At 72.4% G+C, this 21,729-nt stretch carries 22 protein-coding genes and 1 tRNA gene; 13 read left to right on the top strand and 10 right to left on the bottom strand.

Going from position 1 to position 21,729, the window contains the following annotated elements; translation table 11 throughout:
• Window position 1 precedes the first annotated feature (1 nt).
• Window positions 2-73, bottom strand: a tRNA-Lys gene (locus tag ACTMS2_RS01150).
• A gap of 462 nt (window positions 74-535) precedes the next feature.
• Here ACTMS2_RS01150 and ACTMS2_RS01145 point away from each other — a divergent pair.
• The 11 genes from ACTMS2_RS01145 (at window position 536) to ACTMS2_RS01095 (ending at window position 12,347) form a co-directional block, all read left to right on the top strand.
• A complete protein-coding gene (locus ACTMS2_RS01145) occupies window positions 536-1,759 on the top strand; it encodes an ROK family transcriptional regulator (RefSeq protein WP_441173644.1) in 1,224 nt (407 codons plus the stop codon).
• 74 nt (window positions 1,760-1,833) lie between these two features.
• A complete protein-coding gene (locus ACTMS2_RS01140; protein ID WP_441173643.1) occupies window positions 1,834-3,354 on the top strand; it encodes an ABC transporter substrate-binding protein in 1,521 nt (506 codons plus the stop codon).
• An 81-nt stretch (window positions 3,355-3,435) separates the two neighbouring features.
• Window positions 3,436-4,377: an ABC transporter permease gene (locus ACTMS2_RS01135; RefSeq protein WP_441173642.1), complete on the top strand. Its 942-nt coding sequence runs from the start codon at window positions 3,436-3,438 to the stop codon at window positions 4,375-4,377.
• A complete protein-coding gene (locus tag ACTMS2_RS01130) occupies window positions 4,374-6,155 on the top strand; it encodes a dipeptide/oligopeptide/nickel ABC transporter permease/ATP-binding protein (RefSeq protein WP_441173641.1) in 1,782 nt (593 codons plus the stop codon). The genes ACTMS2_RS01135 and ACTMS2_RS01130 overlap by 4 nt, the downstream gene beginning before the upstream one ends.
• The gene (locus tag ACTMS2_RS01125) at window positions 6,152-6,994 is read left to right on the top strand and encodes an ATP-binding cassette domain-containing protein (RefSeq protein ID WP_357661266.1); all 843 of its coding nucleotides are present in this window, start codon (window positions 6,152-6,154) and stop codon (window positions 6,992-6,994) included. The genes ACTMS2_RS01130 and ACTMS2_RS01125 overlap by 4 nt, the downstream gene beginning before the upstream one ends.
• Window positions 6,995-7,023: 29 nt before the next feature.
• Window positions 7,024-7,911, top strand: a complete 888-nt coding sequence (locus ACTMS2_RS01120) for a sugar phosphate isomerase/epimerase family protein (protein ID WP_441173640.1) — start codon at window positions 7,024-7,026, stop codon at window positions 7,909-7,911.
• Window positions 7,908-8,969, top strand: a complete 1,062-nt coding sequence (locus ACTMS2_RS01115) for a Gfo/Idh/MocA family protein (RefSeq protein ID WP_441173639.1) — start codon at window positions 7,908-7,910, stop codon at window positions 8,967-8,969. The genes ACTMS2_RS01120 and ACTMS2_RS01115 overlap by 4 nt, the downstream gene beginning before the upstream one ends.
• Window positions 8,970-8,997: 28 nt before the next feature.
• The gene (locus ACTMS2_RS01110) at window positions 8,998-10,074 is read left to right on the top strand and encodes a Gfo/Idh/MocA family protein (RefSeq protein WP_441173638.1); all 1,077 of its coding nucleotides are present in this window, start codon (window positions 8,998-9,000) and stop codon (window positions 10,072-10,074) included.
• Window positions 10,075-10,251: 177 nt separating this feature from the next.
• Window positions 10,252-10,743, top strand: a complete 492-nt coding sequence (locus ACTMS2_RS01105; protein WP_441173637.1) for an anthrone oxygenase family protein — start codon at window positions 10,252-10,254, stop codon at window positions 10,741-10,743.
• Window positions 10,744-10,862: 119 nt separating this feature from the next.
• On the top strand, window positions 10,863-11,162 hold the full coding sequence (locus ACTMS2_RS01100) for a hypothetical protein (protein ID WP_441173636.1): 300 nt from the start codon (window positions 10,863-10,865) through the stop codon (window positions 11,160-11,162).
• 102 nt (window positions 11,163-11,264) lie between these two features.
• Window positions 11,265-12,347 (top strand): NAD-dependent epimerase/dehydratase family protein, encoded by a 1,083-nt coding sequence (locus ACTMS2_RS01095; RefSeq protein WP_441173635.1) that lies wholly within the window; start codon window positions 11,265-11,267, stop codon window positions 12,345-12,347.
• Window positions 12,348-12,465: 118 nt separating this feature from the next.
• On the opposite strand, the gene ACTMS2_RS01090 is transcribed toward ACTMS2_RS01095, so the two are convergent.
• From ACTMS2_RS01090 to ACTMS2_RS01070, 5 genes are all read right to left on the bottom strand, one after another.
• A complete protein-coding gene (locus ACTMS2_RS01090; protein WP_441173634.1) occupies window positions 12,466-13,650 on the bottom strand; it encodes a GNAT family N-acetyltransferase in 1,185 nt (394 codons plus the stop codon).
• Window positions 13,651-13,732: 82 nt separating this feature from the next.
• The gene (locus tag ACTMS2_RS01085) at window positions 13,733-14,425 is read right to left on the bottom strand and encodes a hypothetical protein (RefSeq protein WP_441173633.1); all 693 of its coding nucleotides are present in this window, start codon (window positions 14,423-14,425) and stop codon (window positions 13,733-13,735) included.
• Window positions 14,422-15,240: an ATP-binding cassette domain-containing protein gene (locus tag ACTMS2_RS01080; protein ID WP_441173632.1), complete on the bottom strand. Its 819-nt coding sequence runs from the start codon at window positions 15,238-15,240 to the stop codon at window positions 14,422-14,424. The genes ACTMS2_RS01085 and ACTMS2_RS01080 overlap by 4 nt, the downstream gene beginning before the upstream one ends.
• A complete protein-coding gene (locus ACTMS2_RS01075) occupies window positions 15,237-15,575 on the bottom strand; it encodes a PadR family transcriptional regulator (RefSeq protein ID WP_101413693.1) in 339 nt (112 codons plus the stop codon). The genes ACTMS2_RS01080 and ACTMS2_RS01075 overlap by 4 nt, the downstream gene beginning before the upstream one ends.
• Before the next feature lie 80 nt (window positions 15,576-15,655).
• The gene (locus ACTMS2_RS01070) at window positions 15,656-16,375 is read right to left on the bottom strand and encodes a PP2C family protein-serine/threonine phosphatase (protein ID WP_441173631.1); all 720 of its coding nucleotides are present in this window, start codon (window positions 16,373-16,375) and stop codon (window positions 15,656-15,658) included.
• 63 nt (window positions 16,376-16,438) lie between these two features.
• Here ACTMS2_RS01070 and ACTMS2_RS01065 point away from each other — a divergent pair, with 63 nt between their 5' ends.
• Window positions 16,439-17,476, top strand: a complete 1,038-nt coding sequence (locus tag ACTMS2_RS01065) for a LuxR C-terminal-related transcriptional regulator (protein ID WP_441173629.1) — start codon at window positions 16,439-16,441, stop codon at window positions 17,474-17,476.
• A 46-nt stretch (window positions 17,477-17,522) separates the two neighbouring features.
• Here the strand turns inward: ACTMS2_RS01065 and ACTMS2_RS01060 are convergent, their stop codons facing one another.
• Window positions 17,523-17,990, bottom strand: coding sequence for a helix-turn-helix domain-containing protein (locus tag ACTMS2_RS01060; RefSeq protein ID WP_441173628.1), 468 nt, complete (start codon window positions 17,988-17,990; stop codon window positions 17,523-17,525).
• A gap of 148 nt (window positions 17,991-18,138) precedes the next feature.
• On the opposite strand from ACTMS2_RS01060, the gene ACTMS2_RS01055 reads away from it, so the two are divergent.
• A complete protein-coding gene (locus ACTMS2_RS01055) occupies window positions 18,139-19,530 on the top strand; it encodes a benzoate/H(+) symporter BenE family transporter (RefSeq protein ID WP_441173627.1) in 1,392 nt (463 codons plus the stop codon).
• On the opposite strand, the gene ACTMS2_RS01050 is transcribed toward ACTMS2_RS01055, so the two are convergent.
• The 3 genes from ACTMS2_RS01050 to ACTMS2_RS01040 form a co-directional block, all read right to left on the bottom strand.
• Window positions 19,448-20,617: a hypothetical protein gene (locus ACTMS2_RS01050; RefSeq protein WP_441173625.1), complete on the bottom strand. Its 1,170-nt coding sequence runs from the start codon at window positions 20,615-20,617 to the stop codon at window positions 19,448-19,450. The two genes, ACTMS2_RS01055 and ACTMS2_RS01050, sit on opposite strands and share 83 nt — an antisense overlap.
• Window positions 20,614-21,129, bottom strand: coding sequence for a SigE family RNA polymerase sigma factor (locus tag ACTMS2_RS01045; RefSeq protein WP_441173624.1), 516 nt, complete (start codon window positions 21,127-21,129; stop codon window positions 20,614-20,616). Before ACTMS2_RS01045 ends, ACTMS2_RS01050 begins: the two co-directional genes overlap by 4 nt.
• Window positions 21,130-21,259: 130 nt before the next feature.
• Window positions 21,260-21,634 carry a hypothetical protein gene (locus tag ACTMS2_RS01040; protein ID WP_441173622.1) on the bottom strand — a complete coding sequence of 125 codons (375 nt, stop codon included), beginning with the start codon at window positions 21,632-21,634 and terminating at the stop codon, window positions 21,260-21,262.
• Window positions 21,635-21,729 lie beyond the last annotated feature (95 nt).

Below are 21,729 nucleotides of genomic sequence, written 5' to 3'. Positions count from 1 at the left end.
GTGGGCCGCCAGGGACTCGAACCCTGAACCTATGGATTAAAAGTCCACAGCTCTGCCATTGAGCTAGCGGCCCGCGCGCTCAGGTTACCGGAAGGCGGCCGGTTGCGACTCTCGGCTTTCGCGCCGTAGGAGGAACCGGCAGCTCAGGCGAGGAGCGGGCCTCGCCGTCCATGGCGGGGCTTTCGGCGTACGGGAAGAGTCAGGCCGGGCGGCGCGGACGGTGCCGGGAGGTCAACTGCCCTCCCGGCCGCGGCCCGCTGAGGGCCTTTTGGATCTTGGCGGGCCGGGGTCGGACGTGGTCCGGCGATCGATCCCGAAGCAGGCTGGTGGGACTCCGGTTGGACCCTATCGGAGAGTCGGCGCCCGCGGTGTCCCTCCTCGTCGTCGTGCCGGCTCGTCGGCGCGCTGCTGGGCTCGCCCAGAGCCGTGACCAGCGGCTCTACCAGGGGTGTTGACTGGCCGAAGCTGCCGCAAAAACCGGGCCATGGGAATGTAACAACTTGGGAACAACGCGAGCCGCGTTCTTGTCGGCGGTTTGTTAGCCGCCTGTACTAACCGTGTGACGTGCATTGATGAGACGGGGACCACGCCGCCGGAGCCGCAGGGCCGCGCGGTGGGGACCGTGCGGCGAGACCGGGTTCCGGCCCGGGTCCGCTCCGGCGAGAAGGTGCTCCCGGAGCAGGCCCGTGTGCACAACCGCGAGTTGCTGCTGCGCATGCTCTACCGGGAGGGGCCGCACAGCCGGGCGGATCTGGCGCGGCGCACCGGGCTGACGAGGGTCTCGGTCTCGGACGTCGTGAGCGACCTCCTCGCGGACGACCTCGTGGTCGAGGTGGGTACGCGGGCGGGGACGCGGCCCGGGAAGCCGGCCATGATGCTCGAGTTCAACGAGCACGCCTACCAGGCGATCGCCGTGGATCTGAGCCACTCGACGCTCTACCGGGGCGCCGTGTTCAACCTCGGCGGCTCAGTGGTGGCTCGTCAGCAGGTCGAGATCGAGGGCAGCGCCGGCGCCGACGCGTTGGCGAAGGTCGTCGGTCTCGTCGGGGCGCTGCGCGAACAGGTGACGGCGCCGCTGCTCGGCATCGGCATCGGCACCCCGGGCATCGTGGACCTCGGTGGCGTCGTCCTCAGCGCACCCAACCTGGGGTGGAAGGACCTCGACCTCCGCTCGGTGCTGACCGGGCGCTTCGCCTGCCCCGTGGTGGTGTCGAACGACGCCAACGCCACCGCGCTCGCCGAGCGCAGTTACGGCGAGAGCGCGGCGGACACCCTCCTCGTGCGGGTCGGTGTTGGCGTGGGGGCGGGCCTGCTGCTCGGCGGCACGCCCGTCCTGGGCAGCAGGTTCGCGGCCGGCGAGATCGGCCACGTGGTCGTGGACACCGCCAGCGAGCGGGCCTGTGTCTGTGGAAAGTTCGGTTGCCTCGAGACCTGGCTGTCGACCCGGCGCATCCAGGAAGACCTCTCGGAAGCCCGTACCGATGCGGAGCACACCCGGGTCCTCGCCGCCGCGGGCGAAGCCCTCGGTTCCGTGCTGGCCCCGATCGTGGCCGCCATCAACGTCTCGGAAATCGTCCTCAGCGGGCCGCACCGGGTGCTGGAAGGACCGCTGGCCGCCGCGGCGATGGAAACCATCCGACAGCGCGCCCTGACAGAGGTCCACGGCGACATCGTCCTGCGGCTCTCGGAGCTCGGCGACGACATCGTCCTGCGCGGCGCGACCGCCATGGTCATGAGCCAACAACTCGGGATCGCCTGAACCGCACGATCCGATCCCCGTCACTTGGAGCGACGCCGACCGGCGCTGGCTTTGCAGCAATAGAAGGGAACACGGTGCAACTGACACGCACGCTGACGGCAGCGTTTGCCGTAGTCGCTCTCGCCCTCGCCGGTTGTAGCGGTGGCGGGCAGGCGAATGAAGCAGGCTCGTCCCAGCTCGTACTGGGCAACAACGGCGACGTGCTGACCTGGGACCCCGCCGAGATGAAGGAAGGCGCGGTCATCCACTACGCGGAGGCCGTCTACGACCCGCTGCTCCGCAAGACGCCCGAGTCGAAGATCGAGGGCAACCTGGCCACCGCGTACGAGTACAACGCCGACCTCACCGAGCTCACCCTGAAGCTGCGCGACGGCGTCACCTTCAGTGACGGCGCCGCCTTCGACGCCGACGCGGTGAAGGTCAACCTCGAGGCGCGCAAGAAGGGGGCGGGCAGCGCCTCCGAGGCGGCCCGGGCGATCGAGCGCGTCGAGGTCGTGGACAAGGCCACGGTGCGCCTGCACCTCAGCGAGCCCAGCCCCGGCCTCCTGGCCGCCCTGGCGACGTACCTGGGATACATGGCGAGCCCCACGGCGCTCAGCTCGGGCACCATCGCCTCCAACCCGGTGGGCTCCGGGCCCTACACGTACGACTCCGGCGCTTCCGAGAAGGGCGTCAAGTACACCTTCAAGGCGCGCGACGGCTACTGGAACCGCGAGGCGTTCCCCTTCGAGAACGTCGTGATCCGCCCGTACGAGGAGTTCACCGCCCGGTACAACGCGCTCGCCACCGGCCAGATCCAGTTCATGTACGGCACCTCCGACATGGTGCCGAAGGCCAAGACCGACGGGCTCACCGTCAAGACGGTGCCCGGCGAGTGGCAGGGGATCATCCTCCAGGACCGTGCCGGCAAGGCGTCGGCGGCACTCGGCGACGTGCGGGTGCGGCAGGCGATCAACCACGCGCTCGACCGCAAGGCCATCCTCGACACCCACTACGGCGGCTTCGGCCAGGTCTCCACCCAGACCTTCAACCCGTCCAGCGAGGCGTGGGTCCCGGAGTTGAACGCCCGATACCCGTACGACCCGGCGAAGGCGCGCGAGTTGCTGGCCGCGGCGGGCTACGGCAGCGGCTTCAAGATCAAGATTTCGTACAGCGAGGGCTTCATGTCCCCGCTGGTGCCGATCGTCACCCAGTACCTGGGCGACGTGGGCATCACGGTCGAGCAGGTGCCGGTCAACGGCTTCGCCAACGGCGGCCTGGAGACCCTGAAGGGCCAGCCGGCGTTCATGCTCTCGTTCTCCACGAACATCCCGGCGTGGACGGACGTGCTGAACAAGCTCACCCCGACCTCGCTGTGGAACAACTTCAAGTACACCGACGAGACCGTCACCCGGCTGCTCAAGGAGATCCCGGCCGCGCAGGGTGACAAGCAGGCCGCCCTCTACAAGGAGCTGAACACCCACCTCGTCGAGCAGGCCTGGTTCGCGCCGATCGTCACGCAGGAGAACGTCTACCTGTTCAAGTCGGACATCGACGTGACCATGCAGCAGGCGCAGCTCATGCCGAGCCTCCGCTTCTTCGCCCCGGCGAAGTAACCGCCGATCAACCCCGGATGGGTCGGACGACGGGCCGGCCCATCCGGTGGATCACTACAGCTCATCTAGGAGGTAGCAGGCATGCTGGGCTTCATCGGTCGGCGGTTGGCCACGGGCCTGCTGCTGGCGTTCTCGGTCGTGACGGGGATGTTCTTCTTCCTCATGCTCACCGGCTCCGATCCGGCCCGGGGCGCGTTGGGCCTCTACGCCACCGAGGAACAGGTCGCGGTCAAGCGGGAGCAACTCGGCCTCGACCGGCCGCTCGTCGAGCAGTATCTGAGCTGGCTGAGCGGGGTCGTACGCGGTGACCTGGGGGTTTCGTCCGCGCAGAACGCCGAGGTGAGCGAGCTCATCGTGACGCGGCTGCCGGTCACCGTCTCCCTCGCGTTGGGTGCCGTCCTGGTGGCCGCGGTGCTGGGTGTCGTGCTCGGGCTGCTCGCGGCGACCCGACCCGGAACGTTCGACCGCGTACTCCAGGTGTTCATGGTGTTCGGTTTCAGTCTGCCGAACTTCTGGGTCGCGATCATCCTGGCCCTGGTCTTCGCCGTGCAACTGGGTTGGTTCCCCGCCACGGGCTACGTCCACCTGGGCGACTCACCCGGCGGTTGGCTCTGGTCCATCACCCTGCCGATCGTCGCGCTGTCGATCGGTTCGATCGCCGCGATCGCCCAGCAGCTGCGGAACTCCGTGATCACCGTCAACAGCCAGGACTACGTCCGTACGCTGCGCAGCCGGGGTCTCTCGCAGCGCGACATCCTGCTCACCCACGTCCTGCGCAACGCGGCTCCGCCGGCGCTGACGATGCTCTCCCTCCAGTTCATCGCGGCGATGAGCGGCGCCGCCATCATCGAGCGGGTGTTCGGCCTCCAGGGCATCGGCGCCGTCGCCATCAACGCCTCGGGCAACAGTGACATCCCCGTCATCATGGGCGTCCTGCTCTTCACCGTGCTCGTCGTCGTGCTCGTCAATCTCGCGGTCGACATCCTCTACGCCGCACTGAACCCGAAGGTACGGAACGCATGAGCGCCGACGTGACGGCCCGCGCGGGCCTGACAGCCAGGAGATTCCGCTCCTTCCTGCGTAACCCCATGGGCGTGGTGGCGGGCGGCGTCCTGCTGGCCATCGTCGCGGCGAGCATCCTCGCGCCGCTGCTCGCCCCGCAGGACCCGAACCTGGTCGTGCTCTCGGAGGCGCTCCGACCGCCGAGCGGCGACCACCCGCTCGGCACGGACGGAAACGGGCGGGACATCCTCAGCCGCCTCCTGTGGGGCGGCCGGGTGAGCCTCCAGGCGGGCGCGATCATGGTCGCCGTCGCTCTCCTGTGCGGCATTCCCGCAGGTCTCCTCGCCGGCTACCACGCGAAGCGGTTCGACGGGGTGTCGAGCTGGATCTTCAACATGCTGATGTCCCTGCCGGAGATCCTCATCATCATCGTGGTCATCGCCTCCCTCGGCAGCGGCCTCGCCCCGACGATGATCACCCTTGGCGTGCTGGCGTCGCCGGACATCTTCCGGCTGACCCGGAGCGCCGTGATCGCGGTGCGCGAGGAGCTCTACCTCGACGCCGCCCGCGTCGCGGGGCTGTCCGACCTGCGCATCATCTTCCGCCACGTGCTCTCCGTGGTGCTGGGGCCGGTCCTCGTACGGTCCTCGTTCATCTTCGGCATGGCGATCATCGTCCAGTCCGGCCTGGAGTTCCTCGGCTTCGGCGACCCGCAGCGCCCCAGCTGGGGTGGCGAACTCAGCAACGCCTTCCAGAACTTCCAACGCGCGCCCGAGCTGGTCATCGCACCCGGCGTCGCCATCGGCCTCACGGTCATGGCACTCGTGCTCTTCGGCACGGCCCTGGCGGATTCGCTGGGGGTCAGCCGCAAACCCAAGGCCAAGCAGGCGACGCGGTCCGCCCGCCGGGACGACAAGACGGTCACCCAGGGCGAAACCGACCGTACGCCCGCGACCGCCCTCCCCGCGGACACCCTGCTCCGCGTCGAGGACCTGTCGGTGCGGTACGTGACCGAGGACGGAGCCACCAAGGACGTGGTGCGCGGCGTGTCGCTGCACGTCGCGCGAGGAGAGGTGCTCGGCCTGGTCGGGGAGTCCGGCTCCGGGAAGTCCCAGACGTCCTTCGCGATCCTCGGACTCCTGCCACCCGACGCCTCCGTGTCCGCCCGACACCTCTCCCTCGACGGGCAATCCCTGATCGGGCTGCGCGAGGGCGAGTTGCAGAAGCTGCGCGGGCCGAAGATGGCCTACGTACCGCAGGAGCCGATGTCCAACCTGGACCCGTCCTTCACCATCGGTGCCCAGCTGACGAAGCCGATGCGGCGCAAGCTCAACCTGTCCAGGAAGGCCGCGACCGAGCGGGCCCTGCACCTGCTCGAACGCGTCGGCATTCCCGACCCCGCCCGCACGCTCGCCGCCTACCCCCATCAGCTCAGCGGCGGAATGGCACAGCGGGTGCTCATCGCGGGCGCCGTCTCCTGCGATCCCGAGCTGCTCATCGCGGACGAGCCGACCACCGCCCTCGACGTCACGGTCCAGGCGGAGGTCCTCGAACTCCTCCGTGACCTGCAACGGGAGCGCAACATGGGCCTCATCCTGGTCACCCACAACCTTGGTGTGGTCGCCGACCTCTGCGACCGGGTCGCGGTGATGCGGGACGGCCTCGTCGTCGAGCAGCAACCGGTCGCCGAACTCTTCGCCGACCCGCAGCACGAGTACACCCGCATGCTCTTGGACGCGACCCTGGAGGACGCCCCTCCCCGGCGGTCGCGCGACGACCTTCAGGAGGCGCAGTCATGAGCACCCGCGACGATTCCGGCGCCCCACTGCTCGACGTCCGCGACGTCAATGTCGTCTATCGCGGGTCCCGGTGGCGCAGTCCGTCCTTCCACGCGCTGCACGACGTCTCCATGCAGATCCGGGCGGGAGAGACGGTCGGCCTGGTCGGCGAGTCCGGCTCGGGGAAGACGACCCTGGGCCGTGCGCTCCTGGGGCTCGCCCCGATCAGCGCCGGCACGGTCACGTTCGACGGCGCCGACATCACCCGGGCGAACCGACGCGCCCGCCGGGCCCTGAGCCGGGACATCCAGGTCGTCTTCCAGGACCCGTACTCGTCGCTCAACCCGGCGATGTCCGTCGAGAGCATCCTCGCCGAGCCGCTCAGGGCGCAGGGGGTGCCCGGGGCCGAAGCCTCCGCGCGGATCGGTCAGCTGCTGGGCCAGATCGGCCTGGAAGCCGACGCCGGACGACGGTACCCGCGCGAGTTCTCCGGCGGGCAACGGCAGCGCATCGCCATCGCCCGCGCCCTCGCGCTGAAGCCCCGACTCATCGTCTGCGACGAGCCGGTGAGCGCCCTCGACCTCTCCACCCAGGCACGCATCCTCGACCTGCTCATCGACATCCAGGAGCAGACCGGCGTCGCGTACCTCTTCATCTCCCACGACCTGTCGGTGGTGCGCTACATCTGCCACCGGGTCGCGGTCATGCTCAAGGGCCGCATCGTGGAGACCGGTGACGGTGACACCGTCACGTCACGACCGCGCCATGCGTACACGAACCGGCTGCTCATGGCGTCGCCCATCCCTGACCCGGCACGCCAGGCGGAACGACGCCGCCAGTACGCCGCGCTCTCGTCCTGACCCCTCCAACCCGACCGAAGGAAGTACCCGTGCAGTTCGGCTTCAGCTCCTACTCCTTCTACCAGCACCTGCGCACCGGCCGGATGAGCCTCCTCGAGGTCATCGACTGGATCGGCGCCAGCGACGCCACCCACATGGAGATCGCGACGGTGTCGCTCTCCCCGGAGATCTCCAACGACACCTCCACCCTCGACCAGGACCCCGGATTCGTCCAGGAGATCAAGACCCGCGCGGCCGACCAGGGCGTCACCCTGTCCAACCTCGTCGTCCCGGCCGACCTCCTCGGCGAGGACGCGGCGAAGAACATGGCGCGGGTCAAGCGGCACATCGAGGTGGCGGCCGCGCTGGACATCACCCTCTTCCGCCACGACGTCGCCAAGTGGGCCCACCGGGCCAAGGACGTCGCCGAGTTCGAGGCGCTGCTGCCCCGCATGGTGGAGGCGTGCAAGGAGATCGCCCAGTACGCCGCCCCGTACGGCATCACCACCAGCGTGGAGAACCACGGGCTGCTGATGAACGGCGGTGAGCGCGTACGCCGGCTCATCCACCTCGTCGACGAGCCGAACTTCAAGACGACCCTCGACGTCGGCAACTTCATGTCGGTGGACGACAACCCGGTGGTGGCGGTCGCCGAGAACGCCCCGTACGCCAGCATCGTGCACCTGAAGGACTTCTACGTCCGCTCGCAGTACCCCGGCGACGGCTGGCACCACACCCCGGGCGGCACCTACCTGCTCGGGTCCATCGTCGGCTACGGCGACCTCGACATGCGCAGGATCGTGCGGGGCATCGTCGACGCCGGCTACGACGGCTTCGTGTCCATCGAGTTCGAGGGCATCGAGGAGTGCCTGATGGCCAACCCGATCGGTCTCGCCAACGCGAAGCGGCTCTTCGCCGAGGCGGAGGCGGCCAAGTGAGCCGGCTCGGCGTGGGCGTGATCGGCGTCGGGAGCATCGCGGAGATGCACCTGGGCGCGTACGCCGCCAACCCGGACGTCCACCTCGTCGGGGTGTTCGACGTCAACCACGAGCGGAGCGCGCAGAAGGCCGAGACCTTCGGCGTGACCCGCGTGCACCCGACGCTCGACAGCCTGCTCGCCGACCCCGAGATCGACGCGGTGAGCATCTGCACGTGGAACGACAGCCACGCGGAGATCGCCACGGCGGCGCTCGACGCCGGCAAGCACGTCCTGGTGGAGAAGCCGTTGAGTCGTACGGCCGGCGAGGCCGAGGCGCTCGTCGAGGCCGTCGAGCGCAGCGGCAGGCACCTGGAGGTCGGCTTCGTCCGGCGCTTCGGCGCGAACGCCAAGGTCCTCAAGTCGTTCGTCGACAGCGGGCTGCTGGGCGACGTCTACCACGCCCGCGCGACGAACATCCGACGGCTCGGCAACCCCGGTGGCTGGTTCGCGGACCACAAGCGGTCCGGCGGGGGGCCGCTCATCGACATCGGCGTGCACGTCCTGGACCTCTGCTGGTACTTCATGGGCACCCCCAGGGCCGTCACGGTCAGCGCGGTCACCCACGCTCGGCTGGGCAACCGGGCGAACGTCACGTCGTTGTCGCGGTACAAGGTCGCGGACTACGACCCGGCCCAGAGCGACGTCGAGGACTTCGCCGCGGCCTTCATCCGGTTCGACAACGGGGCGTCCCTGACGCTGGAGACCAGCTACTCCCTGCACGCGATCGAGGACCGCCTCGAAGTGGCGGTGTTCGGTGAGCGCGGTGGCGCGGAACTCGAACCGGAGCTTCGGATCGCCACCGAGATGCACGACACCATCCTCAACGTGGGACCGCAGATCGACCACCTCAGCTTCGACTTCGCCGAGGGGTTCGCCAACGAGATCGCGCACTTCGTCTCGCTGTGCCTGGGAGAGGCCGAGCAGGTGGCCCCCGTCTCCCACGGCACGGAGATCATGCGCATGCTCGACGGGATCTACGAGTCGGCGCGGGCCGGCCACGAGATCAGGCTGTCCTGACATGGTCCCCATCGGAGGAACCGTGCGGGTGGGGGTCGTGGGGTGCGGAAACGTCAGTTCCCGCTATCTGGCCAACCTCGCCGGGGAACCGGCGGTCACCGTCGTCGCCTGCGCCGACGCCGACCCGGCGCGCGCACGGGCGCTCGGCGCCGCCCACGCGGTGCCGGAGGTGCACCCGGTCGACGACCTGTTGGCCCATCCGGAGATCGACCTGGTCCTCAACCTGACCCCACCCAGGGCGCACGCCGAGTTGACCCTGCGCGCCCTGGAGCACGGCAAGCACGTCTACACGGAGAAACCCCTCGCGACCACCATGGCCGACGGTCACCGCATCGTCGAGGCCGCCCGGGCGCGGTCGTTGCAGGTCGGCACCGCTCCGGACACCTTCCTGGGAGTCGGGGCGCAGACCTGCGCGGCGCTGCTCGCCGAAGGCGCGATCGGCACCCCGACCTCGGTGAACGCCGCCATGATGAACGCCGGGCCGGAACGGTTCCACCCCGAGCCGGAGTTCCTCTACCAGGAGGGCGCCGGACCCCTGTTCGACATCGGTCCGTACTACCTCACGGTCCTGACCGAACTCATGGGTTCCATCGTCCGGGTGGGGGCGCTGGGCGCGACTGCGCGTACCGAGCGCGTCGTGTTGGCCGGACCCCGCGCGGGGTCGACCTTCAGCGTGCAGACACCCACCCACGTCAACAGCGTCCTGGAGTTCGCCAGCGGGGCCATGGGCATGCTGGTGACCAGCTTCGACGTCGTGGCGACGCGTACGCCGCACCTCGAGATCCACGGCACCGAGGGCACGATCGTCGCGGCGCAGGCCAACTCGTGGGGCGGCCCCGTGCTGCTCAGGGGAGCGGGCAGCACCGACTTCGTCGAGGTGCTCCCCGGCCCACGCGACTCCGACGGATTCATGGGGATGGGCCTGGTCGAGATGGCCAGGGCCATCCTGACGGGGCAGCCTGCGCTGGCCGCGGCGACACGGGGGCTCCACGTCCTGGAGGTGCTCACGGCCATCGCCGCCGCCGCCCGGGACGGCGGGGGTTTCACGACGATCAGTTCGCGGCTGGACACCCCCGACCGACGTGACGTGGGTGTCGCCGGGTGAGGGCCGGCCGAGCGCGGGCAACCGCCGCCGGATACGCCCGCCCGTCGTGGGCGGGCGTATCCGGGCGTACGGGACGAGGCAGGCCCGGGGCGTCGCGCAGATGTTGAGCGGCTCTGCCATGGGCGGGCGGGACAGCGTCCGGTTGACTGGTGGGACGACGACGGGGGAGGACCACCGATGACCGAGACGATCCGCATCGCAGCCCTGGCCGGGGCGACGCTGACCACCGGGCTGGTGGCGGGGCTGTTCTTCGCGTTCACCTGCGCGGTCATGCCGGGGCTGGCCGCCACCGACGACCGGACGCTGGTCGGCACCATGCAGTCGATCAATCGGAAGATCCTCAACGGCTGGTTCCTGAGCGCCTTCCTCGGCGCGCTGCCGCTGCTCGCCGCAGCCGTCGCCACGCATTTCACCCGGGGCGGGCCGGTCCTGCTCTGGACCGTCGCCGCGCTGGCCTGCTATCTGGTCACCTTCGGCGTCACCATCCGCCTCAACGTGCCGCTCAACGACCGGCTGGAGGCCGCCGGCCCGGTGGACCGGATCGCCGACCTGGGCGAGGTGCGGGCCTGGTTCGAGGCGGCCTGGGTGCGCGGGAACCTCGTCCGCACGATCTCCTCGGTGGCCGCGTTCGGCTGCCTGATCGCCGCACTGCTGGCCGAACGGGGCTGAGCTACGCCGCGCCGAGCCGGCCCGCCGCCACGGCAGCCCGCGGGCCGCGGAGCACCCGGCCGACGGCGCGGCCGAGAGGCGGCAGGCATGGGCGGTCGACGGCGGGGAACCGTGTCCGCATGAGGATGAGCAGCACTCCGGCCGTGGCGGCGTCGAGCGAGGAGACGGGCCCGGACGGCGTACGGGGGCCGGCCGGCGAGGTGCACGCCTGGCTGCCGGGGCAGAACCAGACCGTGTGCGGGCTTCCCCTGAGCCGGACCCGGCTGCGCCGCTTCCCGCACGTGCGGTTCGAGTACACCTCGACGGACGTGCTCACCGAGACGGACCCGGTCGGCCGGATCTGCCCGCGCTGCCTCGCCGCCTCGCAGGGTCGCCGGGGCGGGCAGAAGAACTGGGTCCGCCACTCGCCCCGCCCCTGACGGGCGCCACTCGCCCGGCCCCTGGAAGCGGGCCGATCGCCCTACTCCTGACAGTGGTCGTGATCGGCGATTGACTCGGGGCTGACCGGGTACGGGGCGGACATGCGGATCGTGGTGGTGGGGGCGACCGGCAACGCGGGCACCGCCCTGTTGCGCCGGCTGCGGCGGGAACGCGGAGTGGATCTCGCCGGGGTGGCCCGCCGGCTGCCCGGGCCGGAGTGCGGTGAGCCGTACGACCAGGTGGAGTGGCACTCCTGCGACGTCGGCCTGCCCGGCGCCGCCGACCAGCTCGCCGAGGTCTTCGCCGGGGCCGACGCGGTGGTGCACCTGGCCTGGCAGATTCAGCCCAGCCACGACCAGCGCGTACTGCACCGCACCAACGTGGGCGGCAGCGCGGCCGTGATCGACGCCGTGGTCCGCGCCGGCGTGCCGGCCCTGGTGTACGCGTCGTCCGTCGGCGTCTACGCGTCCGGCCCGAAGGACCACCCGGTCTCCGAGCGCTGGCCGGCGACCGGGGTGCCCGGCTCGTCGTACAGCCGGGACAAGGCCGAGGTGGAGGCGCTGCTCGACCGGGCGGAGCGGGAGCACCCGGACCTGCGGGTGGTGCGGCTGCGGCCCGGCCTGAACTTCCAGCGGGCGGCGGCCACCGAGATCACCCGCTACTTCCTCGGCCCGTTCGCGCCCGTCCGGCTGCTGCGCTTCGGCCGGATCCCGCTGGTGCCGACGAACCGGCGGCTGCGGATGCAGGCGGTGCACACCGACGACGTCGCCGACGCGTACGCCCGCGCGGTCCTGGGTGACGCGCGCGGCGCGTTCAACGTCGCCGCGGACCCGGTGCTGACGCCGGAGCTGGTGGCCCGGCACTTCCACGGTTGGACGGTGCCCGTCGCCGCCCCGGTGCTGCGCGCCGCCGCCGCGCTGACCTGGCGGGCGCGGCTGCAACCGATCGACGCCGGTTGGGTTGAGCTGGCGCTGCACGCGCCGCTGATGTCGAGCGAGCGCGCCGAGACGGAGCTGGGCTGGCACCCGCACCACGACGCGCTCAGCGCACTGAAGGAACTCTTCGCCGGCATGGCCGACGGCGCGCACGCCGCCGGCCCGCCGATGTCGGCGGCCGGCGACCTCCCTGGCCGCCCCACCGCCCTGCTGCGTGGCCGCCCCGCCGGCCACGGCAACCCCTACTGACACGCCCCCGCCGGCCCGCGTCACCATTCGGGTCGATCAAGAGGGTTGCGCCTCGAATCGACGCCCCGGAGGACGCAAACCTCTTGATCGACAAGGCGGAGGGCGGGAGGGAACGGGGTCAGAAGTCGGCGAAGACGTACGGGTGCTCGCGGGGGAAGAGGCGGCGCAACTCGGCGGCCGCCTCCGGCGACACGTCGCCCAGCCCGCGCAGACCCACCTCGACCGGGTCCAGCACCCCGTACGCCAGGGCGGAGATGCCGGCGGCGGTCAGCGTGCTGGTTGGCGGCGAGCCGGCCGTGGCGGCGGAGCCGGTGACCAGCTCCAGCGTGCCGGTGGTGCCGTCCAGCAGGTACGACCCGGCCAGCCACCGGTCGCCGGTCAGCTCCACCCGCACCCGGCCCGGCCCGACGGGCAGCCCGGCCAGCGCGTCGACCGACAGCAGCCGGGCCATCGGCGCGGAGGAACCCGGCCGGGCCACCTGCGCCTCGACGTGCACGGCCAGGTCGGTCAGCCACAGCTCCGGCACCTCGTCGACGGGCACCTGGACCGTGACCCGCTCCACCTGGTCGACGTGCCGGCCGAAGAACTGCAACAGCAGCGCCCGGGCGACCGGGTCGGCGGCGAGCAGGTCACCGGCGGCGAGCGTGCCGCCGTGGTCGTCGATGCGGTAGATCACGGCACCGGTGACCGTGCCGCCCGTGCGGGCCGTCAACAGCCAGTGCTCGTCGCGGTCGCGCAACCCCACGTCGCGGTAGCTGGGGAAGATCGCGAAGCCGTGCCGCTCGTTCAGGCACCGCTCGGTGAACCGGCGCCAGTCCTGGTAGCCCTCGCCGATGCGCTGCCAGCCGACCTCGCCGGGCAGGTCGGCGCCGAGCAGCTCGCCCAGGTCGGCCGGCGAGAACGTGACCGTACGCGGCTTCGGCAGCCCCACGTAGCCGAACCGGGCGTAGAACGACGGCCGGAACGGGTAGAGCGCGCTGAGCTGGTGCCCCTCGTCGCGCATCTCGTCGAGGAGCCGGTGCAGCAGGGTGCGTACGTGCCCGCGCCGGCGGGCCAGCGGATGGGTGGCGACCCCGGCGACGCCGGCCATCGGCAGCACCTCGCCGCGCACGTTCTGCCGCATCGGGATCGCCGAGGCGGCGGCCAGCGTGACGCCGCCCTCCTCGACGACCAGCGTCCGGTTGCCCTCGTTGTAGGGCAGGTAGCCGCGGAACTCCTCCGCCCGGGCCGCGCTGCGCGGCGACGCCTCGAAGGCGTACGCGCCGAGCGCGAAGCTGGTGGACAGTCTTTCTTCGGCGTTCACCCGGCGGACGGTCATCCGCCCATCCCATCCCGACCCGGCGGTCGCCGCAACCGCAATCGCCGGTGACCGGACCGGCGGACGGTCAGCCGATCGGCAGGTGTCGAAGGTGCCGGCGGCGGCGCAGCCGGACGCTGAACACGGCCGCCACGGTGCCGATCAGCAGCGCGGTGACGGCCAGCCCGTGCAGCGACCCCCGCGCCAGGTAGCCGGAGTCGGTGTGGTCCACGGCCCAGGTGGCGATCTCCCGGCTGGACCAGAACGGGGTCAGCTTCGCGCCGGTGCCGGCCGGGTCGATCAGCATCTGCACCGCCACCACGGTGAGCAGCAGCAGCGTCCCCTCCAGCTCGCGGGGGAGCAGCGCGCCGATCAGCATCCCGAAGGGCGCGGCCACCCCCACGCAGCAGAGCATCGCCACCGCCACCCCGCCGTGCCGCAGCTCGGGCGCGTCGACGACGGTGAGCACGAAGAACGGCACGGACAGGATGAGCCCGGTCGCCCACAGGCCGAGCATCCGGCCGAGGTAGAGGTCGTGCGGGCGGTAGCCGGCCAGCCGCAGCCGGGGCTCCAGCTCGCGGGCCGCGCCGGTGGCGAAGAGGGCGGCGGTGCTGACGGCCCAGCTGATGCCGAGCAGCAGCGAGCGTACGGACTGCCCGACGTGCGAGTCCCGCCGGATCAGCCAGAACGCCAGCGGCATCAACAGCAGCAGCAGGAGCACGCCCCGACGGCGCAGCAGCTCCCGCAGGGTCATCTCGGCGACGGTGACGAGCCGGTTCACGCACGCCCTCCCTGGGTGGCCGGGGTCAGGTCGAGCACCAGGTCGACCCGGTCGAGTTGGTTGAGCAGGTGGGTCACCACGACGATCGCCCGTCCCTCGTCGCGCAGCCGGGCGAGCTGGTCCCAGAAGTTGACGTACGTGCCCCGGTCGAAGCCCTGGTAGGGCTCGTCGAGCAGCAGCACGTCCGGCTCGCTGAGGGTGGACATGGTCAGGTTCAGCTTCTGCCGGGTGCCGCCGGAGAGGTTGCGGGCGAGGACGTCGCCGTCGGCCTCCCAGCCGAGGTGGCGGGCCGCCGCCCGACCGGCACGGCGGGCCGGCCCCCGGGCCACGCCCCGGCCGGCGCCGATCAGCACGAAGTGCTCGTCGGGCAGCAGGAAGTCGGCGGTGCCGCCCTGCTGGGGGCAGTAGCCGACCCGGCCGGAGACGGTCACGTCCCCGGCGTCGGGGGAGACCAGCCCGGCGCAGACGCGCAGGAAGGTGCTCTTGCCGCAGCCGTTCGCCCCGATCACGGCGGCGATCTGACCGGCCCGGACGGTCAGGGACGCGTCGCGCAGGACGGTGTGTCGCCCGTACCGCTTGGTGATGCCCCGCGCGTGCAGCCGGACCGGTCCGGGGCGCGCAGCGGGCGAGGTGCCGATGGTCTCGACGATCGCGGCGGCGTAGTCCTGCGGCCGGCCGAAGACGGCCCACGGGTCGCCCCCGCCGTCGCGCAGGTGCGCGGCGGCCTCGGCGACCACGTGCCGGGCGGCGTCCGCCCGGACCCGGCGCCGGTCCAACTCGGCCGCGAACGCCCGCAGCCACTCGTCGGCGTTCATCCGTCGACCCCCTTCGTGACGAGGCCGGTCACCGGGGCGACGAACGCGAGCCAGGCGCTGCCGCCCTGGCGCAGGGTCGCCCGCCCGCTGTCGGTGAGCCGGTAGTACTTGCGGGCCGGACCGGACGCGCCCTCCCGCCAGTCGGCGGTGACCAGACCGGTGCGTTGCAGGCGCAGCAGCACCGGATAGAGCGTGCCGCCCTGGATCGGCCCGATGCCGGCGGCCTCCAGAGCCTGGGCGAGCTGGTAGCCGTAGGACTCGCCCTCGCGCAGCAGGGCCAGGACGCAGAGGTCGAGCACCCCGCGCAGCCACTGCCCGCGCCGGTCGGAATCCACCCGAGGAACATAGCGGTACTACCTAGCTGGCACAACTACCTAGCTGCCGGCGGCTGACCGCGACGGGAGCCGGGACGTGCTCAGACGGCGACGACGTCCGAGACCACGACGGTCACGTTGTCCGGCGCGCCGGCCTGGTGGGCGAGCTTGACGAGCTGCTCGCCGCACTGGTGCCGGTCGCCGTACGTGCTCAGCGCGGCGGCGATCGTGCCGTCCTCGACGTAGTCGGAGAGCCCGTCGCTGCACAGCAGCAGCCGGTCGCCGGCCACCACCGTGAGCACCCCGATCGCCGGGGGCGTGTCCGAGCCCTGCACCGCCCGGGTCACCAGGGACCGCTGCGGGTGGTGCCGTGCCTGCTCGGGCGAGAGCGCCCCCTGGTCGACCAGCGCCTGGACGAAGGTGTCGTCCCGGGTGAGCTGGGTCAGCTCCCCGTCGCGCAGCAGGTAGCAGCGCGAGTCGCCCACCTGGGCCAGCACCAGCGCGTCCCCGGCGAGCAGGGCGGCGGTCAGCGTCGTACCCATGCCGTCGCGCGCCGGGTCGACCGTGATGGCGGCGTGGATGCGCCGGTTCGCGGTGCTCACCACGGCCCGCAGGGCTCCGGCCGCCTCGTCGGGGGTGGTGGGCGGGCTCAGCTCGTCCAGGATGCGGATGACGATCTCGCTCGCCACCTCGCCCGCGGGCAGGCCGCCCATGCCGTCCGCGACCGCGACGAGGCGGTCACCGGCGAGGGCGGAGTCCTCGTTGTTGGTGCGGACCAGGCCGATGTCGTTGATGATGGCCGAGCGGAGGATCAGCGTCATGGGGTCAAGCTTGCCAAGAACACCCTCCCGCCGTCTCTACGCACTACTGCGTAGGGTTGGGGAATGATGCCGGTGTCCATGGTCGGGCGCGCCGGTGAGCTGGTCGAGCTCGACCGGGCGTGGTCCACCGTGGTCGATTCCCGGCGCTCCGCGCCGGCCGTCGCGGTGCTCACCGGCGAGGCCGGGGTGGGCAAGTCCCTGCTGGTCGCGGCCGCCCTGGACGCGTTCACCCCCCGACCGGCGGTGGTGCTCTCCGGCGCCGCCCGCGTGCACAGCCCCGCCCCGTACGACTGGCTGGCCGCCGTCCTCACGGGCCGCGACACGAGCCGGCTCGACCTGCCGCCCGACGCGCTGGCCTGGCTCGCCCAGCAGCCCACCGCGCCGCGCGAGCGCTACGCGCCGGGCACCCTGCTCCGGCTCGCGGTGCGGGTCGTCCGGCTGCTCGTCGGCGCCGGCCCCGCCGTACTGGTGGTGGAGGACCTGCACGCCCTCGACCCGGCCAGCCTGAACCTCGTGGGCGAGCTGGCGACCGCCGCCGACCTGCCGGCGCTGCTGGTGGTGGCGAGCCGGCCCGCCGAGGACGCCGTCGCGCCGGACCTCGCGGTCCGCGCCCTGGCCCGGCTCTGCGGCGTCCGGGGCGCCGTCCGCCAACACCTCGGACCGCTGCTGCCGGCCGAGGTCGCCGAGGTGCTGACCCAGGTGTACGCGGACCCGCGCCCGTCCGGCCGGCTGGTACGCGCCGTCTGGCAGCGCACCGGCGGCAATCCGTACGCGCTCACCGAGCTGCTCGCCGCGCACGCCGGCCGGGGACCCGAGGCCCTGCTCCGGCCGCCGCCCGCCCCGCGAGCGCCGAGGGTGGCGCCGCAGCGACCCGCCGACCCGGTCGACGCCGAGCTGACCGGGCGGGAGATCGAGGTGCTGGGCTGCCTGGTCGCCGGGATGTCCAACAAGCAGGTGGCGCGGGCCCTCGGCATCTCGGTGCGGACCGTCACCGTGCACGTGTCCAACCTGCTGCGCAAGACCGGGTCCGCGTCGCGTACCGAGGCGGCGATCTGGGCCGTGCAGCGGCGGCTGCCGGTGCCGACGCCGGTCGACGGCTGAGCGCACGCCCGACCGGGCCGGCGCGGCCCGCATCGCCGGCGGATGCTCAGCGGCGGGGGTAGCGGAGCAGGAGGCTGGCGGCGACCTCCTCGTCGCCGACGGCGGCGTACACGTGCGGCACGTCCGAGGTCCAGCGCAGGTGCCCGCCGGCGGCGGCGGTCAGCGGCGCGTCGACCGGGCCGGCGCGTAGCACGCCCGAGAAGACGGTGACGTGCTCGGTGACGCCCCGCTGGTGTGCGGGGGAGAGCTGCTCGGGGCCGGGCGAGACCAGCATCCGGTACAGCTCGTAGGTGGCGTCGCTGTCCTCGAAGACCTCCAGCAGGATGGCGCTGACGGCAGCGCCGCGTACGACCGGCCCGGCCGCCGGGCCGGAGAGCACGGCCGTCAGCGGTACGCCGAGCTGCGCGGTGATCGCGTAGAGCGTCTCCAGGGTCGGGTTGCGGGTGCCGTTCTCCAGGCCGGAGAGGGTCGCCTTGCCCACCCCGGCGAGCCGGGCGAGGGCGGACAGCGACATCCCGCGCTCCTCGCGCAGGGCGCGTACCCGGCGACCGACGGCCTCGGCTCCCGGATCGGGGGCCGATCGGTGGACTGGTGACGTCTGCGGCACCCCGCTATGGTGCTACAGGTTGTTGTTCCGTAAACGGAACGGTCGGGGGAGTGGGATGGCGGGACTGTCGCAACCGGTGCTGGCGGGCGTGGTGACCGCGCTGGTCGGGTTCGCCAGCTCGTTCACGGTGGTGCTGGCCGGCCTGCGGGCCGTCGGCGCCTCGGACGCGCAGGCCGCCTCCGGGCTGCTGGCGGTGTGCGTGGCCTCCGGGCTCTCCGCCGTGTGGCTGGGCCTGCGGCACCGGATCCCGATGAGCGTGGCCTGGTCGACCCCGGGCGCGGCGCTGCTGGTCGCCACCGGTGCGATGCCCGGCGGGTGGCCCGTCGCCGTCGGGGCGTTCCTCGTCTCGGGCGCGCTGATCGTGGCCGCCGGGCTGTTCCCCGCCCTAGGGCGGGCCGTCGCGGCTATCCCCCGGCCGATCGCCGGCGCGATGCTCGCCGGGGTCCTGCTGCCGCTGTGCACCGCCCCCGTCCGCGCGCTGGTCGAGGTGCCCCGGCTGGCCGTCCCCGTGGTGCTGGCCTGGCTGCTGCTGCACCGGTTCGCCCGGCGGTGGGCGGTGCCCGGCGCGCTGGTCGTCGCGGTGGCGGCGATCGCGCTGACCACCTCGGTCTCCGGGTTCGGTGGCGCCCGGCTGCTCCCCGCGGTCGAGCTGACCGCCCCGGCCTGGAACGTCTCCGCGATGGTCGGCCTCGCGTTGCCGCTCTTCCTGGTCACCATGGCCGCGCAGAACGTACCGGGAATGGCGGTGCTGGTCGGCTACGGCTACCGCCCACCCTTCGGCGCCGCGCTGCGCGCCACGGGGCTGACCACCGTGGTCGCCGCGCCCGCCGGTGGGCACGCGGTCAACCTCGCCGCGATCACCGCCGCCCTGGCCGCCGGCCCGGACGCCCATCCGGACCCCGACCGTCGCTGGATCGCCTCGGTCACCGCCGGGATCGGGCTGGCCCTGCTGGGGCTGGGCGCCGGTGCGGCGACCGCGCTGGTGGCGCTCGCCCCGCCGGTGCTGATCGAGGCGGTCGCCGGGCTGGCGCTGCTCGGCGCGTTGGCCACCGCGCTCACCTCGGCGCTGGCGGAGCCGGCGGCCCGCGAGGCCGCGGTGGTCACCTTCGTGGTGACCGCCTCCGGGGTGGCCCTGCTCGGCGTGGGCGGCGCGTTCTGGGGCCTGGTCGCGGGCGGGGTGATGCTCCTGCTCTTCCGCCGGCGCTCCGACGGGCCAACCGCGCCGGAATCGCCATCCGGACCCGTGACCGAGCCGGCCGGGCCGGCTGCGGCTGCGCCGGGCGGGCCCGGGCCGGGTGCGGCCGAGTCGGCGGAACGACCCCTCCGGGTGCCCGCCGTCAGCGGCACGGACCTGCGTGCGACCTTCAGCGGTGGCAGTGCCACACCAGCGGCCGGTACACCTGGTTCTCGAAGACGGCACCCACCACGGTCAGACCGTCGTCGCTGATCCCGTTGGCCGTGTACGTGCCCGCCTCGGTCGCCCGGACATCGGGCCGGCCCGGCAACCGGCGGGACGTGCCGTCCGGGGCGACGACCTGCGGCTCACTGCCGCCGACCAGCAGGTCGCCGTTGCCGGCGATGCCGCTCGTCCCCGGGAACGGCAGGAGGCTCACCGCCCCCGTCGTGAGATTCCAACGTACCGGCAGCATCTGCACGGCACCGCCCTGCTTGGCGCCGGGAACGATGCCGATCGCCCATGCGCCGTGCGCCGACTCGACCGTTGCACGCGGGTAGCCGTCGGGCACCGCCAGCGCCGCCCCGACGCCCTGCGGCGTCCACCGGTAGGGCAGTTGGCCCATCACGCCGACGACCGTGCCGTCCTCGGTGATCCCGGTCGCTGCGGATCCCGGCCGGCCGATCAGCCGGTACTCCTGCGGGCGGTCCGCCGACCACAGCACGGCGTGGTGCGAGTCGCCGGCTCCCCTGGCGGTGCCGACGATGTCGCCCCGGCCGTTGACCGCGTGCACGAGGACCGCGTGGTAGCCGGGTGGGGTGGCCAGGAAGCGTAGCTTTCCATCCCGGTGGACCCATCCGGTGCCGTCGCCGTTGGTGCCGACCACGACGCCGCCGGCGTTGACTGCGGCCGCGTGCCGCGCGCCAGCCGGCAGGACGGCTGCCCGGCCGTCGGTCCACAGCACGACCCGCCCGTCCTCCTGCCCGGTGCCGATATCGCCGACGATGTACCGCCCGGTGGGGTCGACGTGGTTCGCCACCGCGACCGGACCGTCGATCGGCTGCGGCAACCACGACGCCTCGCAGGTGACCGGCGGGACCGGGGCGGCCGACGCGGTCCCGGCCGGTGACGCCGCGAGGGCCGGCGTGGCCGGAGCCGGCCGGCTGGCGGCCCCGCCGAGCTGGACGGCGCCCACGACGCCGAGCCCGGCCATCACCGTCACCGCGGCGATCCCGCCGACGCGGCGGCGCTGACGGCGGCGCCGGCCGTCCCGGACCGCGCGGCCCACGTCGACCCGAGGCTCGGGAACCGGCGCCGCTTGCAGCAGTGCGGCCAACCGCTGGTCGTCCAACGCGGTCATCTCGAATTCCTCCCGGACATCTCGGTGACGTCGAGCACCTGGCGGACCGCCACCAGCGCCCGCGCCGTCTGCGATTTCACGTTGCCTTCGGAGCAGCCCATCGCGGCGGCCGTGTCGGCCAGCGACAGGTCACACAGGAACCGCAGGACCAGCACGGTGCGCTGGCCGCGAGGAAGGCGGGCGAGCGCGGCGAGCAGGCTGTCCCGCTCGGCCAGGTCGTCGTGCGGCGTGACCGAGGGGCGCTCCGGCTCCGGCATCCATCCCAGCAGCCGGACCTTCGCCCAGCTCAACCGCTTCTCGTCAACGAGCTTGTGGACCAGCATCCGGTGCACGTACGCGTCGACGTTGTCGGCCCGGCTGGCGCGGCGCCAGTTCACGTACAGCGCCGTGATCGTCTGCTGCACCACGTCGTCGGCCAAGTGGGCGTCGCCGCACATCAGGAACGCGGTCCGGTGCAGTCTCGGCAGTCGCGCGGAGACGTACTCCACGAACTCACGCTCGGCATCCGCCATCGGGGCTCCCTCCTCCGCAAGCTCGACGGGTCCGGACGACCGTCGGGTTGCGTCAGGCCGAAGCTCGGCGGGATGCCAGATCAGCGGCGGTGGCCGGTGCGCCGCCGGCCAGGGCCGTTCCTCGCGTCGTTCACTCCTCGGGCGGCAGGTCGCGGGCCGGGACGTCGAGGCGTACCTGGTCGTCGGTGACGGCGGCGATCTGCTCGGCGAGCACGTAGACCGCGCCGGTGCGGACCAGGTCGGTGGAGACCTTCAGGTAGCCGCTGTGTAGCAGCCGGGCCGCCAGGTCGGCCGGCACGTCCGGCTCCTCGACGGCCGTCGACTCGATCAGCTCGTCCAGGCTGCTGCCCGGGTCGGCGGTCGGCGCCTGCACGGTCACCGCGTTCGGGTCGCCCCGCTGGACCAGGTCGACGGTGCCGACCTCGGTGCCGTCGACGTCGACCACCCGCATGCCCGTGGTGACCCGGGAAACTGTCGCCTGTCGCTCGGTGTCCTGCTGCTCCATCCTGGCGCGGTTCCCGGACCCCGCTCCGGCTAAACCATCGTCGAGATCTTGGACAGTTGTCGCTCGGGCCGAACGGCAACTGTCCAAGATCTCGT

It is taken from the genome of Micromonospora sp. SD12, from assembly GCF_052068495.1.
In the GTDB taxonomy this organism is placed as follows: domain Bacteria; phylum Actinomycetota; class Actinomycetes; order Mycobacteriales; family Micromonosporaceae; genus Micromonospora; species Micromonospora echinofusca.
The sequence above is the reverse complement of the archived record's forward strand: the minus strand, read 5'-3'. Positions and strand labels throughout refer to the sequence as shown.

Bases quoted from the DNA above. Each gene is read 5' to 3' on its own strand.
- ACTMS2_RS01135 (WP_441173642.1), top strand. From the start codon at position 3,436: ATGCTGGGCTTCATCGGTCGGCGGTTGGCCACGGGCCTGCTGCTGGCG.
- ACTMS2_RS01130 (WP_441173641.1), top strand. From the start codon at position 4,374: ATGAGCGCCGACGTGACGGCCCGCGCGGGCCTGACAGCCAGGAGATTC.
- ACTMS2_RS01125 (WP_357661266.1), top strand. From the start codon at position 6,152: ATGAGCACCCGCGACGATTCCGGCGCCCCACTGCTCGACGTCCGCGAC.
- ACTMS2_RS01105 (WP_441173637.1), top strand. From the start codon at position 10,252: ATGACCGAGACGATCCGCATCGCAGCCCTGGCCGGGGCGACGCTGACC.
- ACTMS2_RS01100 (WP_441173636.1), top strand. From the start codon at position 10,863: ATGAGGATGAGCAGCACTCCGGCCGTGGCGGCGTCGAGCGAGGAGACG.
- ACTMS2_RS01095 (WP_441173635.1), top strand. From the start codon at position 11,265: ATGCGGATCGTGGTGGTGGGGGCGACCGGCAACGCGGGCACCGCCCTG.
- ACTMS2_RS01080 (WP_441173632.1), bottom strand. From the start codon at position 15,240: ATGAACGCCGACGAGTGGCTGCGGGCGTTCGCGGCCGAGTTGGACCGG.
- ACTMS2_RS01070 (WP_441173631.1), bottom strand. From the start codon at position 16,375: ATGACGCTGATCCTCCGCTCGGCCATCATCAACGACATCGGCCTGGTC.
- ACTMS2_RS01065 (WP_441173629.1), top strand. From the start codon at position 16,439: ATGATGCCGGTGTCCATGGTCGGGCGCGCCGGTGAGCTGGTCGAGCTC.
- ACTMS2_RS01060 (WP_441173628.1), bottom strand. From the start codon at position 17,990: ATGTCGCTGTCCGCCCTCGCCCGGCTCGCCGGGGTGGGCAAGGCGACC.
- ACTMS2_RS01055 (WP_441173627.1), top strand. From the start codon at position 18,139: ATGGCGGGACTGTCGCAACCGGTGCTGGCGGGCGTGGTGACCGCGCTG.
- ACTMS2_RS01050 (WP_441173625.1), bottom strand. From the start codon at position 20,617: ATGACCGCGTTGGACGACCAGCGGTTGGCCGCACTGCTGCAAGCGGCG.
- ACTMS2_RS01045 (WP_441173624.1), bottom strand. From the start codon at position 21,129: ATGGCGGATGCCGAGCGTGAGTTCGTGGAGTACGTCTCCGCGCGACTG.
- ACTMS2_RS01040 (WP_441173622.1), bottom strand. From the start codon at position 21,634: ATGGAGCAGCAGGACACCGAGCGACAGGCGACAGTTTCCCGGGTCACC.